14 protein-coding genes are annotated in these 17082 nt (G+C 62.3%); 6 read left to right on the plus strand and 8 right to left on the minus strand.

Going from position 1 to position 17082, the window contains the following annotated elements; translation table 11 throughout:
• Window positions 1–333 precede the first annotated feature (333 nt).
• Both tbsP and VI340_RS07330 read left to right on the plus strand, forming a co-directional pair.
• Window positions 334–1152: a transcriptional regulator TbsP gene (tbsP, locus tag VI340_RS07325; protein ID WP_008309020.1), complete on the plus strand. Its 819-nt coding sequence runs from the start codon at window positions 334–336 to the stop codon at window positions 1150–1152.
• A 31-nt stretch (window positions 1153–1183) separates the two neighbouring features.
• Window positions 1184–2893, plus strand: a complete 1710-nt coding sequence (locus tag VI340_RS07330) for a YcaO-like family protein (RefSeq protein WP_336358100.1) — start codon at window positions 1184–1186, stop codon at window positions 2891–2893.
• A gap of 42 nt (window positions 2894–2935) precedes the next feature.
• Here VI340_RS07330 and VI340_RS07335 read toward each other — a convergent pair whose 3' ends face one another.
• From VI340_RS07335 to VI340_RS07345, 3 genes are all read right to left on the minus strand, one after another.
• Window positions 2936–4084: a DUF63 family protein gene (locus VI340_RS07335; RefSeq protein ID WP_336358101.1), complete on the minus strand. Its 1149-nt coding sequence runs from the start codon at window positions 4082–4084 to the stop codon at window positions 2936–2938.
• Window positions 4085–4186: 102 nt separating this feature from the next.
• The gene (locus VI340_RS07340; RefSeq protein ID WP_336358102.1) at window positions 4187–5026 is read right to left on the minus strand and encodes an inositol monophosphatase family protein; all 840 of its coding nucleotides are present in this window, start codon (window positions 5024–5026) and stop codon (window positions 4187–4189) included.
• Window positions 5027–5098: 72 nt separating this feature from the next.
• Complete coding sequence (locus VI340_RS07345) at window positions 5099–5299, minus strand: hypothetical protein (RefSeq protein ID WP_004518094.1); 201 nt, start codon at window positions 5297–5299, stop codon at window positions 5099–5101.
• An 894-nt stretch (window positions 5300–6193) separates the two neighbouring features.
• Here VI340_RS07345 and VI340_RS07350 point away from each other — a divergent pair.
• Window positions 6194–7408 (plus strand): glycosyltransferase family 2 protein, encoded by a 1215-nt coding sequence (locus tag VI340_RS07350; protein ID WP_008309008.1) that lies wholly within the window; start codon window positions 6194–6196, stop codon window positions 7406–7408.
• A gap of 28 nt (window positions 7409–7436) precedes the next feature.
• Here VI340_RS07350 and VI340_RS07355 read toward each other — a convergent pair whose 3' ends face one another.
• Entirely contained in the window at window positions 7437–8423 is a 987-nt protein-coding gene (locus VI340_RS07355) for a hypothetical protein (protein WP_336358103.1), read from the minus strand.
• Window positions 8424–8649: 226 nt separating this feature from the next.
• Between VI340_RS07355 and VI340_RS07360 the strand changes: the two genes are divergently transcribed.
• The 3 genes from VI340_RS07360 to VI340_RS07370 are packed head-to-tail and all read left to right on the plus strand — an operon-like array spanning window position 8650 to window position 11545.
• A complete protein-coding gene (locus tag VI340_RS07360) occupies window positions 8650–10095 on the plus strand; it encodes a DUF58 domain-containing protein (RefSeq protein ID WP_336358104.1) in 1446 nt (481 codons plus the stop codon).
• On the plus strand, window positions 10092–10592 hold the full coding sequence (locus tag VI340_RS07365) for a hypothetical protein (protein WP_336358105.1): 501 nt from the start codon (window positions 10092–10094) through the stop codon (window positions 10590–10592). Before VI340_RS07360 ends, VI340_RS07365 begins: the two co-directional genes overlap by 4 nt.
• Window positions 10589–11545, plus strand: a complete 957-nt coding sequence (locus VI340_RS07370; RefSeq protein ID WP_336358106.1) for a hypothetical protein — start codon at window positions 10589–10591, stop codon at window positions 11543–11545. Before VI340_RS07365 ends, VI340_RS07370 begins: the two co-directional genes overlap by 4 nt.
• A 14-nt stretch (window positions 11546–11559) precedes the next feature.
• Here the strand turns inward: VI340_RS07370 and VI340_RS07375 are convergent, their stop codons facing one another.
• The 4 genes from VI340_RS07375 to VI340_RS07390 form a co-directional block, all read right to left on the minus strand.
• Window positions 11560–12570, minus strand: a complete 1011-nt coding sequence (locus VI340_RS07375; protein ID WP_336358107.1) for an AAA family ATPase — start codon at window positions 12568–12570, stop codon at window positions 11560–11562.
• The gene (locus VI340_RS07380) at window positions 12563–13657 is read right to left on the minus strand and encodes a DUF4350 domain-containing protein (RefSeq protein WP_008308997.1); all 1095 of its coding nucleotides are present in this window, start codon (window positions 13655–13657) and stop codon (window positions 12563–12565) included. The genes VI340_RS07375 and VI340_RS07380 overlap by 8 nt, the downstream gene beginning before the upstream one ends.
• Window positions 13657–13932 carry a hypothetical protein gene (locus VI340_RS07385; protein ID WP_336358108.1) on the minus strand — a complete coding sequence of 92 codons (276 nt, stop codon included), beginning with the start codon at window positions 13930–13932 and terminating at the stop codon, window positions 13657–13659. Before VI340_RS07385 ends, VI340_RS07380 begins: the two co-directional genes overlap by 1 nt.
• 84 nt (window positions 13933–14016) lie before the next feature.
• Window positions 14017–17082, minus strand: coding sequence for an FtsX-like permease family protein (locus VI340_RS07390; RefSeq protein WP_336358109.1), 3066 nt, complete (start codon window positions 17080–17082; stop codon window positions 14017–14019).

The following is a 17082-nucleotide window of genomic DNA, read 5'->3' on the forward strand; positions in this document are numbered from 1 at the left end:
ACGCCCGCCATCTATTTTCGAACCGGCCACCCGAGGAGCCGTGTTGATGCGACACTCTCCGTACGCACTCAGGTACAGATTTGATACTGTGCTCCAGTCGTGGCTTCCGGCGGGTAGGAGACAGTGACAGTAACCACTGATTCGAGCGAATTCGCGCGACGACAGCGAGCAGAACAGGTGGTTCAGTCCGTGAGGCGAACGGCTTCTGCTTAGGACAACTGACCGATATTTTATCGCTGTCCGCCGGTGGGTGTTGTCGGAATGTTGGCGAAATCAACACAGTTTGGCCGGTAAAATTAAATATAATAATACACTATATACTGGCAAGGGACAATGACTGAAAATCTCCTGCAAGACGACGTCGGGTCTATGTTGACCACGGTGTTTGGGGCTACTGACGAGCCGGTGTACGTCGTGAACCCGTCGCGGCGGACCATCTCTGAGCTTGTATCGACACTGGACGCAGATTCGGGCGCTCCCGAAGTTCGGCTGCTCGCCGACGAGCGCGCACTGAAAGACGTCATGGACGACTTCCTCGTTGCGAGCACCGCAGCCGACCTCATCGACGAGGAGCGGCTCACGATGCGACTGCTCGACGACGTGCCGAACCACTCGGTCGCGGTAACTGTCGATACGGTGTACGCGCTCGTCACCATCAGCGACACGGTCGGCGGTCTCGGGACCGACGACGCGGCGTTCGTCGACAACGCCTACGACTACTACGGCTCGACCTGGGAAGACGCCGACGAGTACTCGCTCCGGACACCGCCGCTCAACCGCGTCCAGAGCACGCTGGAAGCCGATATTGGCCCGGAAACCGCGTCGGACTTCAACGACGTTCTCAGCTCTCTGTCGACGGCTCGCGGCGACGGCGACGGCCTCGACGAGGTCACCATCAGCCTGCTCGTGGCCGCACGGAACGGCGAACTGCTGTACGACATCAGCAAATGGGGCGAAGACGTCGGACTGGCGAGCAAGGCGACGTTCTCGCGGACGAAGACGAAGCTCGAAGACATGAACCTCATCGACACGGAGAAGGTCCCGATCGACGTGGGCCGACCGCGGCTCCGCCTGATGCTCGGTGACGACCGGCTCAAAGACGCCGAGCCGGACGAGCTGGCCTCCGTGGCTCAGTCGATCCTCGCCGCGTAGGTTTTTCCCGCTCCACCGCGAGGGGTTCGGCATGCAAACTGTCGAAGTCGTCGGGCGTGGACCGGCCGTCGACGCACTCACTGCGTTTCTCGCTGATATCGACATTACAGTAGCACAGCCGTCGACACCGGCGGACAGCAGTGGCGACCTCGCCGTCGTCGTCGATACCGTCGGGTCAGAGACGTTTGCGGCGTGGAACGACCGAGCGAAAGGCGATGACGTCCCATGGGTCGCCGTCGAACTGGGCGGCGTCGGCGGCGTCCCGGTGACCGACGCCGCGATCAGCGGCTTCGGACCCGAGACGGGCTGTTTCGACTGTCTGCGGACTCGGGTCGAGGCGACGGTCGACGATGCCGAGGAGATCACAGAAGCCCCGGCGGCGGCCACGCAACGATTCGCGGGAGCGCTGGCTGGTCGACTGGTCACCCGATTTCTCGATGGGGACGCTGCCCTCCTCGGGACGGTCACGGAACTCCCACATACGCAGCGCCGGTTCCTCCCCGTCCCGGGCTGTGACTGCAGTGAGACGCCGAGCCGTACCCTCAGCGACGGTCGCCAGACAGCCCCCGACAGCGAGGCGCTATCGCGGGCGGAACTGGGCCTCGACGACCGGGTCGGGATCGCCACGGAGGTCGGCGAAGTCGAGTCGTTCCCCGCCCCGTACTACCTGTCGACGCTTGCCGACACCGCCGGTTTCAGCGACGTGTCGGCCGCCGCCAAGGCTGCCGGTGTCGCTATCGACTGGGACACGGCGTTCATGAAAGCGCTTGGCGAGAACTACGAGCGGTACGCGGCCGGCGTCTACCGAGACGGGAATCTGCGGCACGGGACAGTCGGCGATGTTCCGGATGCCGTCGCACCCGACGCGTTCGTCAGGGACGAAGCCGAATGGGACGACTCGACGGCGCTTCCCTGGGTCCCGGCCGAAAATCTGCTGACCGACGAACGGCGGTCGCTTCCCGCCGAAACCGTCCACTATCCGCCGCCATCGGACGCCGTCAGACCGGCAACGACGACCGGGCTGGGGCTCGGAAACACCGTCACAGAGGCACTGCTGACCGGGCTGTACGAGGTCATCGAGCGCGACGCCGCGATGCTGTCGTGGTACTCGACGTTCGAGCCGCTTCGAGTTGCCGTCGACGACCACGAGCGGTACGACACGCTCCTGCGGCGCGCGGCGTCCGAGGGGCTCGACGTGACGGCGCTGTTACTGACACAGGACGTGGACGTGCCGGTCATCACCGTCGCACTGGAACAGGACGAGTGGCCTCGCTTCGCACTCGGCACCGATGCGGATCTGGACCCGGGTACGGCCGCCGTCGGTGCGCTGGAAGAGGCGCTCCAGAACTGGATGGAACTCGACAGCATGGGTCCCGAGGCGGCCATGGACGCACAGGGTGCAATCGGGCGCTACGCCGAATCACCCGGCGAGGGGGCCGACCTGACGGCCACCGAGACGGCGGTCCCGCTGGACTCGCTCGGCCCCGACGCAGACCTCTCCGGCGAGGCGGAGCTAGAGACGTTGTGTGACCGGGCAGCTGACGCAGGACTCACGCCCTACGGAGCGCGGCTGACGACGCGCGACCTCGAACAGCTCGGATTCGAGGCGGTCCGCGTCGTCTGTCCGTCGGCAGAGCCGCTGTTCTTCGGTGATTCGTTCTTCGGCGAGCGGGCCGAATCCGTGCCTGCTGACCTGGGCTTCGAGCCGCGGCTCGACAGGGAGCATCATCCGTTCCCGTAGCAACAGCCGACGAGCGAGAGTCAGATACCGGACAGTCCGTATTCAGATGCCGAACGTCGCCCGCAGCATGTCCCGCGTCCCCGGCCCGAGGCCGACTGCGGTAACAGCGATGAGCAACAGCAGTGCGTACCGCGGGCTGTCGTCGATAAACTCCTGGTTGAACAGCGAAACGACCAGCGAGGCGACGGCGAGCTTAACAATCAAGAACGGCCACGACGTGCCGATAGCAGCAGTCAGACCGGCAGACTGGAGAGATTCGGTGGCTTCAATGATGAATGCGTTGGCCGGGTGTTTCGGGTAGTACGTCAGCGGGACGTTGAGCGCATCGAGCCAGTCGGCCAGCAGGACGTTCGCGACGCCGTCGATGGCGTGGCCCCAGATGACCAGCAAGCCGATATAGCCGGTTCCGTCGTTCAGCGCCGGTCGATAGGACTCGAACAGGCGGTACAGACCGTACGACAACGCCGACGCCAGTGCGACAGTCGTGATGAGGACCGACGGGTACAGCGTCGCGTACTCGCGTGTGAGCGCGACAACCGTAAGATAGAGCAGCGTCACGGCGACGAAAATGCTACCAACAGCGCCGGTCGTCCGGTAGTAGCTGTCGACGACGCCGCGCTGTTCGAGGTCCACACAGACGACGAGGACGAGCAGCGTCAGCAGGAACACCGTGCCGTAAATAACGGGACTGATGATGAGTGAACTCAGCGGGTACTCGACGATAGGTGAGACGCCGGCATCGACCGCGCGGTCGGTTGCATCCTCGACAGTCCGCAACGCGCCGCCGAGCAGCATGAACGGCACGAACGCGAAGTAGAGCTTCGGGTCCTCGGCGATGTCCAGTCGCTCGAGGAGGAAGTAGACGCCGACGAGCATATACACCAGAATCAACATGTAGCCGATCTCGGAGACGATAGTGTATCCCGGCTCGGCGATGAGCCGTCCCTCCTGAATAGCCGCCCTACAGCCATCGTACAGCGGTTGTGGCCCGGATGCAGTCATCTCGGCACAGCTGGCCGCCTTGGCGTCCGCGTACACTGGCCCCCAGAAGTACTGCCAGAGGAACCGATCCCAGACAGCCTTTGGAGCAGCCATGACAGCTCCGACCGCAACGAGGAGGACGGCAACGAAAGAGCCCACCCAGAGCTGGCCGGGCCCGTACTCATCGACGGCTCGCTCGAACGTTTCCATGGCCGAGTGACCGGTGGCAGGCGGTTTTAGCGTTCCGGTCCCATGTGCGTGGAGCGGACTTCCGCGAGCCAGACGCGGCGCGGTTTGATGGCGAAACTGTGTTCAATCCTCAGCGAGTGCCTCGTTGCCGGCCGCCACGAAGGCCTCGTGTGCCTCGCCGTTGGAGGCGACGACGGAATCGCTGTCGTGGGTCCAGGGCTCGCCATCGAGGTCAGTGACCGTGCCGCCAGCCCGTCTGACCATATGGACGCCAGCGAGCGTGTCCCAGGGGGCCATCGGGCGCGTGCAAACGAGCCCTTCGAGCGCCCCGTCGGCAACGTGTGCCAGCGTGGCCTGGAACGAACCCAGACGCCGAATGTCGCCGAAGCGGTCGCCGACAGCGCTACACAGCCGACCGAACTCGTCCCTGTCGTCGCGGTCCCACCAGCCGACAGGAGCCACGGCGAACGTCTCCGGGTCGGTTCGACCACTTACCGACAGTTCGGTCCCGTCTCGTGTCACACTTTCGGGGCCGGCGGCGTAGAGGTCGCCATAGGAGGGGAGATAGGTCACCGATGCGACCGGCTCGCCGTCGACAACTGCGCTGACGACCGTTCCCCACAGACGCATCCCACGGACGTAGTTCGCCGTCCCGTCGATTGGGTCGATGACCCACACAGAGCCGCTATTTGGGATGCTATCGACCGCTTCAGGCTCGGAGTCAACGTCCGGGCCAGCTAACGTTGAGAGGTCTTCCTCACAGAGGAACCGGTCACGGGGGAACTCCGCTCGAATCGTGGCGACGACTTGCCGCTGGGCGTCGCGGTCCGTCTCCGTGACGAGATCGTTTTTGTTGGCCTTCGATTCGACACTGAGGTCGCCCCGGAACTGCTCCCGGGCCACGACACCGCCAGCACGGGCCGCTCGCTCGGCGACCGCCGCCCGGTGGCTTGCATCTGTCATACCTGACGCTGGACCTCCCTTGTTCAAACCATCTCGCCTTCCAGCAAAACAGGGCCGACGGCCAGCGATGGGTTACTCTTCTTCGACAGCCTCGTCAACAGCGTCGAGAATGGCTTCAGCGATGTCCCGCGCCTCATTGGGCGTGTACAGGACCTGGTTCCCCAGTGACTGTTCAATACGGACGTAGCCGTCGTCGTCCTCAATGGAGAAAAACGCTGTATTCTCCAGCGGTGGCACATGCAGGCTCGCCCCCTCGGACTGATCTGTGGCCATGTTATCGTTTAGCACATAGGACGGCTTAAATCTACGGCTCTGGACAACAGCGGCCGTCCAGTTACAAATATTAATAATCAGACCCCAACGGCTTATACTCAGTCCAGATATGTACGTATATGGCATCGATACGTGGGGCACTTCGGTTCAGCAAGGACATCTCGGTTATCATGCTTTTGGGAGTCGTCTACGTCCTTGGGCTGAGCGTCGCAACGCTGATCAGTGCATCGGAGGAGCGACTGCCTCGGATACACGCTGTTGGTGGCGAGATACGGAGTCGGCTTCGTCGCCCAGTGTGAGACGCTCAGCAACCATGACACCAAAGCCACCGACCGGCACATGGAATCAGGTGGCTGTACCCGCAGCGTGTCTACTTGAATTGACGCATTTTCCCGATTACAGACTATCCGAGACAGTTTCTCAGTGCCTGTCGTAGTAGTTTCCCGGTGTAGTTCGACATTCACAAACGTGGATTCCTGTTGACAGCCCCTGTTTTATCACCTTGCTTGAATTATCCGGCGGTGAACCCGCGGAGACATAGTCTACTAGTCTGATAGATATCTGCTTCACAACGTACATTAGTGCGTGAATAATGTGCTTTATTGATAGATGGCACGCCACACTGTGGTCATGGGTCGAAGAAATCGTGTACATTCAGAGGAGGAGAGGGGTTCTCATGAGAACTATTGTTATTAATGATGGATTATCCTACCCGACAGCTTTATTATACGCTGCTTTGACATGACACTCTGTGTGGAGGCCGTGCGGTACATATCAGAAATTCGGCATTGAACTCAGATAAAATGGGGCCTACTAGCCGTATTCATCGAAAGCCGCCCAGGGGAGTGGAGAGTGTATGCTACCAGACGCACCAGCGATAGCCGAGGTACGGGAATGACGATACAAGCAAATCAGGCAAATCAAGCGGGTCAGCAGGGGATCACGAAGACTGTAGACGAGTTTCTCGTCACGCCGGAGAGCGAAGTCACGCCGGTTTTGAGCGTCGTGATGCCCACCCTCAACGAGGAGAAAGGAATCGTCGAATGTATTGATCGGATCAAGACAGCGATCTCGGAGTTACGTGTGCCGACCGAGATCATCGTGAGCGACAGTTCGACCGACGCGACTCCGGAGTTAGCTCGCGAACGGGGTGCGACAGTCGTGACACCTGATGAACCGGGCTATGGCTATGCGTATCGCTACGCGTTCGACAAGGCACGGGGAGAGTACATTGCGATGGGCGATGCTGACACGACGTACGATTTCGAGATGATTCCCCAGCTCCTCGAACCGGTCCAGAACGGCGACGCGGACATCTGTATGGGGAGCCGACTGGAGGGCGAGATCCGGGACGGGTCGATGCCGCCACTCCACAAATACGTCGGAAACCCGCTGTTGACGCGGTTCCTGAACACGTTCTATGGAGCCGGTGTAAGCGATGCACACAGCGGCTTCCGTGTGTTCACCAAGGACGCGCTCGAAACGCTAGAGCTAGAGACGACCGGGATGGAGTTCGCCAGCGAGATGATTATGGAGGCCGGCGCGAACGACCTCACCATCGAAGAAGTCCCGATTATCTACCACGAGCGGGAAGGCGAGGAAACACTCGACAGTTTCAGTGACGGCTGGCGGCACGTCCGGTTCATGCTCGTGAACGCGCCGGACTACCTGTTTTCGTATCCGGCTCTGTTGCTAGTATCGGTCGGGGCAGTGTTGATGTCGCTATCAATCGCTCGGCTGTCGATCGGTGGCGTCAACTTCGGCATACAGACGATGGTCGGCGGGTCGTTGCTGGCAATCGTCGGGTATCAGGTCTGGACGCTCGCGCTGTTCAGTTCCATCGCCGCGAACCCGATAAACAAGCCCGAGGGTGTGCTTGTCGGCATGATACGGGAGCGGTTCCAGTTGGAGCACGGCGCGTCCATCGGCATTCTCGCGGCTGCAGTCGGCGTTCTGTACCTCGGGAGCGTGTTCGGACAGTGGCTGCTCGCCGGCGAGGCGGCGTTACCGTCAGCTACAGCGACCCTTCTGGCCTCGACAGTCGTGGTGCTGGGGCTACAGACAGTGTTCGGGTCGTTCTTCATGAGTATGCTAGCAGACAGCAGCTAACCGTTGACTGTCGCTTTAGCGGGATTGGTCAGTTCTGCGTACACCTGCTAGGGCACGTTCCGTTCTCGACGCAGTCGATGTCGGGCTGTGTTCGGTTCTCGGCAACGAACTGCCACTCGTTTCGGCCTACACTGTCGGTGCCGTTGGAATAGGAAAGTTGTCTGTACAGCCCGTTGTAGTTCATCACGCTGTCGTACTCTGTCTGGGAGTAGCGCTCCTCGTCGATACCGTCCTGATGGGCGTCGAGCCCCATCGCGTGCCCGAATTCGTGCATGAACAGCGAAGCGGTGATCTTCGGTGAATCGAACCGCTCCATCGCCGCGATTTCAGGTCGGCCCGCGCCGACGAAGTAGTCGTCTCCGTTGTAGGCGACGTCGTCGGTTAGCAGGACGTAGTAGTAGCCGTCAGCACGGTGCTCGGAGTGGTTGGCCCGGAAGTCATAGATGTCGTTCCCGGCACCAGTACGGGATTTCGAGTGTACTGTCCCGTTGGCCGAGAGGTTCGTATCGTCTGTGACGAGATGGATATCGATCCCGGTGGAGCCGTCGGGGTTCGAAACGGGTGCATTCTCAAACGTCTCGACAATGGATGTCCGGACCGGGTCGCTGAGCGTCGTTGACTGTGTGGAGTCGACTTCGACGTAGATGTCCGTTCGGAGCGGGTCTGCATCCGGAAGAGCCTGCTCACAGCGGACTTCCATGCCGTCCGGATAGCCGTCGCCGTCCGTGTCCGCGTCGGTCGGGTCAGTGCCGTAAACGGAGCGCTCTAGCGAATCCGACAGCCCGTCGCCGTCTGTATCAGTGGCGTTCGAAGCGGCCTGAGCCTGCTGTACGTCCGGAGTATCGGCCCCGCCACCGCTAGCAGTGTTCACCTGCGGCGACGTCCCGGCGACTGGAAACACGACACCGGCGAGAAGCAGCGTCACGAGGACGACGGCACCGACGCGAACCGTCGGCAGGCGACAGAACCAGTTGTTCGCGAGACGGCGGGCGCCAGCTGAGATGTCTGTGAGCATAGTTCTAATATTAATACTGATTCCAATAGCTACATTTAGCTGAGTTCCCGAATTCCGACACAACGTGAACTCAGACCATTCATGACTCAGAATTTTCGAGTGACGGTTAAGTAGATAATCCCCTAAATATCAATATCGATTTCGATACTAGGTGCGGACCTATCTCTGAAGGACTCGGCTGTGTCTGTCGGTATCTTCAATGGGCTCGGTTCAGTAACCGAAGCTAATGCGTGTCACCCGGCGGTTCTGGCTCACGATCACTGCTATCGGTAGTCTCGTCGTGGGTGGTGGGCTGCTCGATGCGCCCCTGTTAGTCGTCGGGGCCGTCGGGCTCGCAGGCTGGCTGCTCGCAATGCAGTTTGCGTTCGTCCGTGGCGTTTCACGACTCGAGGACGAACTCACCGTCAGCCAGTCGCTCGACCGGTCCCGAATACGGACCGACGCCGAAACGAAGTACACTCTCGAAGCATCAGTTGCCGCCGCCGGCGATCACCTGCCGCTCTCCGTCGAGGCAAGGATTCCACTCGCAGCGCGGATGGAAGCGGGTACCTCTCCGGATATCAATCTCGATGCGTCGATGCAGTCCTCGTCGGTGACGCTTCCGCTCACCTGGGAGACTGTTGGCAACTACACCGTTCCCGGAGCCACAGTAACCGTCAGTGACGGCACCGGGCTGTTTACCCAGTCGTTCACGACGGCTCCCGGCCCCGAACTAGCAGTCGAGTCGCCGTCGGTCGGTCCGATTCACGTTGGCCAGAGCGGGAAACAGTTGCTACGCGGTGTCGGCGAGCACGATGCCCGGGGGCGGACGGGTGGCCTGTCAGCTGAGGAGATTCGAAAATATGTCCCGGGTGACGCACTGAAATACGTCGACTGGAAGGCGACTGCCAGACTAGACGAGACGCACGTCCGCAACTACGAGGCTGAGAGTAACCGTAGCGTGGTTCTCGTCCTCGATCACCGGCAGACTCTGCGTGATGGGACACCTGGCGAAACGAAGCTAGATCACCTCAAAGCGGTCGCCGCAGCGTTCCAGCAGCGTGCCGAAACGATCCGTGATCCCCTGGGCTATCTCACTATTGACGACGCGGGCGTGACGGAATCGAGAATCCCTCTGGCGAGAACCGAGGCCTACAGGTCGTGCCGGCATCGGATCAACGACCTCGACACCGAAACTGAGACGTCGGCAACAGCTACCACGAAAGCGGCTCACACCGGCAGGATGACAGGGACGGTGAACCCGACGGCGGACACACAATCACCGATGGAAACGACGTTGCTCGCGTATCGAGATGCCGCCGGATCAAAACGACACCTTCCCAACCAGCCGCTGTACAACGGGCTCCAGGCGGCACCACACGAGATACGCAGCGCGAACCTGCTGGTCATCTGTACCGACGACAGCAACCCGAGTGAACTACGGAACGCGGTTGGACTGGCGAGACGCAACGCAACGGAGGTCGTCGTGTTTATGGCCCCATCAGTAGCCTTCGATACGGACCTCCTCACCGATCTCGATACCGCATACGAACGGTATCGAACCTTCGATCAGTTCCGGCGTGAACTGAACGAGGTCGATTCGGTGACAGCCTACGAGGTTGGGTCCCCGGACCAGATCTCGGCTATTCTGTCCGGCAGCCCAGCGAACACAGACCGGAGGGAGTACGCATGAGCGTCGCACTGAAAACGGCACGCTCGCGCCGATCACTACCCACCGTGCTCGGCCTGCTGGGCATCGTCGTGGCCACAGGCGGACTCGTCTGGGGCGGGTCGGTATGGCTTGGTTTCGTCGGTGTTGTCCTCGGCGGTCTCTACCTGTCCAGTACACCCGTTCTCGCGGTCGTGCTCGGACAGGTAGCGCTCGTCACAGTCGATACACCATCACTGCTACCGCTCGTCCTCGTCGAAGGTGGCCTGTTCCTTGCGTTGCTTTCGGTAACTATCGAGACACCCGACAGGCGAGTCGCCGGCAGCCTCGTCGCACTTGTCGTTCCGCTGCTCGGCAGTCTCGCCTGGCTGTCGCTCTGGCGCTGGGACTTGGCCCCCCTCAGCGTCGGGGCCACCGTGGTCATCGGAATTGCCATCGTCGGCTATCTCTTCCATCGCTATCTGCTGATAGAACTCGACATCGTGACTGAAGACGCAGCTTCGGACCGTGATTTCCTATGAGCCAACCCGAGCCTACGCAACTGGACGCATCAGCCGATGACAGCACCCAACAGACGGATATTGTACGGGACCGCCAGACACTCGAAGCAGAGTTGGAAGTGTTACGGGAGGAGAACCGCCGGTTGCGCGACTCCTACGCGCATGCGAAGCGGGCAACGTTCAGACGGACCGCAGTGGGCTTCTTTGCGGTCGGTGGACTATCCCTCATAGCAGCGTTCCTCTTTCCAGCCCTGCAGACCATCTTCGTCGCGTTCGCAGGAACCGGTGTGTTTGCCGGCATCGTCACGTTCTATCTCACTCCCGAGCGGTTCGTCTCGGCGTCGGTCAGTGACACGGTGTTCGACACGTTGGCCGATGTCGAACAGCACCTCGTCAGCGAACTGGAACTCCAGACCGAGACGGTGTATGTCCCAACGGCATCCCGTCCGGAGACGAATGCGCGCCTGTTCGTCCCCCAGCACGTCGAGTACGCGGTGCCCGATCCAGAGCAGGTGGGAGAACTGTTCGTTACGAGCGGTGCCGAGGCGGAACAGGGCATATCGCTTCCCCCGACTGGAGACCGTCTGTACACCGAGTTCGAACAAACGATATCCGGCAAATTCGGTAACGATCCCGATGCAATAGCGGCACAACTGACCGCAGCCCTGTCCGAGCAGTTCGAACTCGTCGAGGACACAACAATCGAAATCGATGGCGGGAACCGAACTGCTTCTATTGCCGTCGACAATCCCGCGTTCGGCGACATTCACCAGCTAGATCACCCAGTGGTGTCCTTGCTCGCGGTGGGGTTTGCCACGGGACTTGATCAACCGGTTACTGTCGATACGCGCGATGACGACCGGTTCAGCGGTGTCGTGACCGTTTCGTGGAACGCACTCGAACAACCATCGGCGCACTCCAATGGCGCGGCGACCCGAGAACGAGAGACGACACCAGCCCCGGAAAACAGCTAACTGCGGTCCAGTCGCTACTCGAACTTCCGTTTCGTTCCGCCGTCGCCGACCGCTGTCTCGACACCCGTACTGTGGTCGGTGTCGGACCCGGGCGGCGTAATCGACTGTAGGATTTCTTCGATAACCGTTTCGGCGCTGATCTGGCTTAGTTCGGCATCGCTGTTCATAATGAGACGATGCTGCAACACCGGCAGCGCCATCTCTTTGACGTCGTCCGGAATGACGTACTCCCGGCCGTTCAGACGAGCGACTGCTTTGGCCGTATTCTGCAGGGCGATTGTCGCCCGCGGTGAGGCCCCGTGAACGACGTTTCGGTGGTCCCGTGTCGCGCCGACGATAGCGAGAATGTACTCCTTGATGCTGTCTTCGATATGCGTCTCGGGGACGACTGACCGGGCGTCCAGAAGTTCGCTCCGGGAGATAACCTGCGAGATAGAGTCCGCGTCAAGCGTCGGGTTCGCGTCGAATCGGTCGAGGATCGCGCGCTCCTCCTCGGAGTTGGGAATCTCGGTGACGAGTTTCATCTGAAACCGGTCGCGCTGGGCCTCCGGGAGTTTGAACGTCCCTTCCATCTCAAGGGGGTTCATGGTCGCAACGACCGTAAACGGCGTCGGGAGTTCGAGCGTCGACCCTTCAATGGAAACCTGTCCCTCCTGCATCGCTTCGAGGAGTGCGCTCTGTGTTTTCGGCGGGGCGCGGTTGATCTCGTCGGCGATGACCAGATTGGTAAACACGGGGCCTTTCTGCAGCTCGAACTCGCCGTTTCGCTGGTGATACACCGTTGTTCCGGTGATATCCGCAGGGAGGAGGTCGGGCGTCATCTGGACCCGGGAGTGCTGGAGATCCGTCGCGTTGGCGACGAGCGTGGCGATCGTCGTTTTCGCGACACCGGGGACCCCCTCCAGAAGCACATGACCGCGTGTAAGCATGGCGACAGTAATGTGTCGGAGAACTTCCTCGTTACCGATAAGAACGGTCTCCGTCTCCTCCTTGAGACGGTCGTACAGCACCGACGGATCAGTCATTGCGTTGACGTTCGGCCCGCTGTTTAATAATGGCTTCCGTTACTCGCTCTACCTGTGCGGTCTCCCAGTCTGGATGGCGGGCTCTGAGATACTTCTCAACGCCATCCCGGGAGAGGTTCGGGTCCGACTCGCGGCCACTGTATTCCCGGAGGCGATCCCGGAGATGCTCGTCGAGACGGCGGTCGTACGCGAGCAGCGCCCCGACCAGCACGACGCCACAGAGCAGTAACAGCGCGTCTGACCGCTGGACGGCCAGGACGGCAGCGGCCACAGGCGGGACGCTACTGGCGTGTGAGTAGTCCAGCAGTGCGTCGTCGTGGCTGGCGACGAGGTTCCGAACGAACCGTCGGTTGTCACCGCGTTCGAGCATCGCGTTCACGAAGATGCTCGGATCACCGACGGCAATGACACGGCCGTCGCCGACCGATTCGCTCGTGACAACGGGTCGGGACGCTAACTGCTCCTCGCCGTCGAGTTCGCCGTTGCCGTTGGTGTCGAGGTAGGCGTATTCGGAGGTGTTGACGAGCGTCGTCGCGTTTCCGGCTCTGACAGTCGTCCCGTAGTTGAGGACGACAGTATCGACGCCGGCAGTCTCCGGATAGTCGCCGGCAGGCGTCGCTTCCGGGAGCGAGGAGTTACGGTAGTAATTTCGGTTGTCGTACACCGGGCGACCGTCAAAACGCGCGTCAGCACCGACGGCAGCGAGCAGGGCATTCCCTTGTGGGCGGTAATCCTCGGCAACGACGAGTGTCCCGCCGCTTCGGACGAACTCCGCGAGCCGTGTGCGCTCGCTCGACGAGTACGGCTCCGTCGGCGAGAGAACGACCGCAACAGTGCTGTTCGCACCGGTCATCGGATACTGACTCACGTTCGTTCCGACAGTCACGTTTGCACCGGCGTCAGCTGCGACGTTTCGGAGTTCACCTGCCCCGTCCCACTGGGAGTTGTACGCACCGAACGCTGCTGAGGACGTACTCGCGGCGTAGACGACTGCGATGATCGTGAGGGCGGTGTAGGCGGCCAGCAGGAGCTGCGGGAGAGTGAGCGACGGTAGCCAGGAGTCCTCGGAGAGCGGTGTCAGCGCCATCAGACCAGCCCCGGCGGTAGAATATCGAGGATCCGTTTGATGACCACGTAGGCAAAGCCCACCAGTCCGATCCCGATGAGCCACCAGAGCCGCCGTCGCCAGTGCGGCGACACGGCCTGCGGTGCGACCAGTTCGACAGTGACGAGAAACCCGATCAGCGAGACGACGAAAAACAGCTCCAACGTCAGCGCATCCAGGAGGGACAACACGAGGATGGTACCAAGCACCCACATGAGATGCCCGTAGATGAACTGCTGGCGCTGTCGGGTCGCCATGGTACGGCGTTCTGCTCGGTAGACAGTCAAAGTTCCGACCGACGGCTGCTGACTGAGCCATGAGGCAACGGCTAACATAGCAGTTCAGTCGTCGCTAGGCTGTCTCTCGTCGACCGACTCCTCGTCGGGCGTCCGCGTTCGGTCGCCGCTCGGGAGCAACGACACCGGCGACGCCGTCAGGTACGGCACCGTTGCGACGAGGGCACCGAACAGGGCGAGCGAGACGCCGCCGGCAAATATCGCTGCGAGGATGGTCGGCGGCGTCCGCGCGGAGAGGCGAAAACCGAAGAAGACGAGCCAGCCAGCCCGCTCCAGCAGCTGTAACGCGACGATCGACAGACCGAGAGCGAGGCCAGTCGCTGGGATCGCGATACGGGCAATATCGCCCAAAATCGTCCGCAGGACCCGCCACTGCGTCGCGCCGGTCGAGCGGTGGATGCCGATAGCCTGCCGACGCGCGTGGACTCCCTGTGCGAAGGTCGCCGTGGTACTGCCGACGGTACTCAGCGCCGAGAGGACGACGAGGACGCCGAGGATCAACTGGACGTTCCCGAACACGCCCTCGACGGAGCGCTCGATGGGCGTTCCGGACGCGTACGACCCGCTACTTGCTACCGCGGATGCCAGCCGACGGTCCCCGGTCACCTCGTACTCCGCTGTGGAGAGGGTGGTCCCGTTGGCCGTCACTCGGTAGGTGTACGTTCCGGGCTGGCTTCGTCCGCCGTCCGGGGAGAACCGCGTCTGTGTGACGTTGCCGGGCGGCATGTAGACGGTCCGGTTCCGGGAGACACCGGGGCCGACGACGCGCACGTCACGGGTGATCGGCTCCTGCCAGGGGTTTGCGAGCCCGATCCTGAGGGTTGGTGTCGTCAGGACCGACCCCGAAGACGGCGATATCGACAACTCCCCGTACAGTTCCCGCTCGGTACCACGGACGATCTGGATGTCGTGTGTCGCCGTCTGGTCGCCCGAACGAGCTGTTATCGTGTAGTTCCCCGGCTCGCGTGGCAGGGGAACGACAGCGACACCGCTCGATCCAGTTCTGAGCGACGGCCCGTTCACCGTGACGGTAGCGTTCGAAACGCGGTCTCCGGTTTTCGTGACGACAGGAACTGAGAGCCCCGACCCGGGCGGGGCCTGTGACGGTAGCTGGCTCGGAATCTCGATGGCGTCCGGCGAGACAACGGTCACAGAATGGGTGTACTCCCCGGCAGTGGCGTTTGCAGTCCCCAGTTCCGACGCGGTAAAGGAGACAGTCCCGGTCCGCTCTTGCCCCGGCGGGACTGCGACCGTCGTCGTTCGCTGTTCGCCCCGATACCGGACTGTGACCTCCCGGTCCGCCCGCTCGTTGCCGACGTTTCGGACGGCGACGGAGAGGTTGACAGCGTCACCTTTCGTGACACGTCCCGGACCCGATAGCCCCGTCACGACAGTGCCCGACTGGTTGGCAGCGACGCCGTCGGCGTCGTCGATCTCGGACACCGGCCCCTTCACGCGAATCATGTGGACCTGTCCCGGCCCGGTCGCCAGGTCGGCCGCGGAGTCGAGCGGCAGAACGAGCAGGTCATCGAGCGTTCTGGGGGCGTCGTACTGCCCGACGACGGTGACCCGGCGAACGCCGGGCTTGACGCTCCCGCTGACGGTCAGTTCGTCACCGACTTCGACATCGAGCGTCCGCGCGAGGTCGCTCCCGATGACGGCCTCGTCGTGCCGCTGTGGTCGCTGGCCTTCGACCAGCGTGGCCCCGGTGACGTTCGCGAAGGCGTCGTACTCCGCCCCGTGGGCCATGTACGGTTGGCCGTCCGAAACCTGGGCGTAGATGATTTCCGGGCTGGCCGGCGTCCCGTCGGCCCGCAGGGCTGCGGCGTACTCAGCGTCGAGGCGACTGTTCAGCGGATGGGGCGCGCCGGCTTCGGTGATAGTCCCGGAGCCGCCCGCCGCACCGCCGAGCGGGGACGCGAGGCCAGCCAGTGAGACGACGAGCAGGAACGTGATTCCGAAGACGGTCAGCGTCGCCGCCGTCGGCACGACCGAGCGCCACGACAGGAACGTCGGTGCGACCCAGTTTCGGACCCTCGCAAGCGTCGACTGCTCGGACTGGCCGGACCGGGCATGACGGCTCCCGAGCGAGGCCGGCGGGCGGGTCGCCGCGGGGTAGGCCGCGAGCGCGCCGGCAGCGAGGCCCATCAAGACGAAGATTCCGGCGACGCCACCGACGACGGTTGCGCTCTGGCCCGTGACGGTAACGTCGAGTGCGATGGGGAGACCGACGTAGATCGCGACGTTGACCAGCGCCTTGATGAGGATCAGTCCGACGGCGTAGCCCAGCACCACGCCGGTCGTCACGAGGAGGCCGGCTCGAAGCGTAAACAGGAGTCCCACGCGCCACCCTGGTGCGCCGGTCGAGCGGATGACCCGTATCGCGTCGAGGCGGTCGCGGACGCTCATCCGCGTGACGTTGTAGACGACGATGAGGACCAACAGCCCGCCGGCGGCCGCCGCGATGCCCAGCGCCCAGAGCACCTGCTCTAAACCGCCGAGGACGTACAGGAGCGCGCTGACCAGCGGTGCCCCTTCACTTGGGAGGCTTCCCAGCCCGGTCCCGCTCGGACTGTGGTCGATGACGAAGTAACCGGTGACGCCGACCTGCTGTGCGGTCGAGGCGTTCGTCGCGTACCACTGATTGGAGAGGAACGTCGTCCCCCGCTCCTGTGGGACAACGGTGAGCGAGACGGTACCGTCTGACCCGCTGACCGTTCGGGTCCGCTGCTGAGAGACCGGTCCCCGGCCGTCAACGCCGTCCGGAATCGTCGGTAATCGCCCCTCTTGCCACTGGGCCGACCCCTCGATGAGCACCCTGGGCGTATCGGGTGGTATACCGATAAGACGAACGTCAGTCTCGTTTACAGTCGCCGTCGCTGTCGGGAGCACGGTGACATCACCACCGGTCTCGGGCGGGCCGTTACCCGCGTCGTGATAGGTGACCGTCCCGGAGTTCGCGAGCGGCTCGGCGAACGTTTCCGAGTACGTGATTGCGGTGAACAACAGCAGAACCGTACCGATGAGAAACGCGGCCGTCACGGCGACGACGACGACGGTGAGCCGGTCCCGTCTGGACCAGCGAAACAGGAGGGCGTTTCTGTATCCCAT

This window comes from Haloarcula sp. CGMCC 1.6347 (assembly GCF_037078395.1).
Classification (GTDB): Archaea; Halobacteriota; Halobacteria; order Halobacteriales; family Haloarculaceae; genus Haloarcula; species Haloarcula amylolytica.